General features: G+C 52.2%; 1 protein-coding gene. It reads right to left on the reverse strand.

Annotation, left to right across the window (positions count from 1 at the left end; translation table 11 throughout):
• On the reverse strand, window positions 1-665 hold a 665-nt coding region (locus tag R7Q11_RS26800; RefSeq protein WP_225467069.1), incomplete at both ends, for a sigma 54-interacting transcriptional regulator.

Genomic DNA, 665 nt, shown 5'->3' on the forward strand with positions numbered 1-665 from the left:
CGGCATCTCCGTAATTTCATCCAAAAACAGCGTGCCGCCTTCGGCTTGCTTAAATACCCCTTGGTGAGTTTTGTTCGCGCCAGTAAATGCGCCTTTTTCGTGACCGAACAACTCAGACTCAATCAAGTCTTTTGGAATCGCGGCCATATTGAGAGCGATAAAAGGTTTGTTGGCGCGAGGGCTATGGCGGTGAAGGGCATGAGCAACCAGCTCTTTACCCGTACCGGACTCCCCGTTGATCAGAACGGAAATCGACGAGCGAGAAAGGCGGCCAATAGCGCGGAACACTTCCTGCATTGCTGGCGCTTCACCGATGATCTCTGGCGTGTCGGCCGGGGCATCTTCTGAAGACAATTGCTCGCGTTTGTTTTCATGGCTGTGGGCAATCGCACGTTCGACCAGCGTTAAGGTTTCATCGATATCAAACGGTTTTGGCAGGTACTCGAACGCGCCTTTTTGATAGGCGTTAACGGCGGCATCTAAGTCGGAATGCGCGGTCATGATGATCACGGGCAAATCAGGGTAATCACGTTGCACTTGCTTGAGCAGTTCTAATCCGTCGATACCGGGCATGCGAATATCAGACACCAGTACGTCTGGCACTTCGCGCTCAAGCGCCATCAAAACGCTTTCCCCATCGGCATAGGTTTCGCATTTTATGTTGG

The organism is Vibrio sp. 970 (assembly GCF_033339075.1).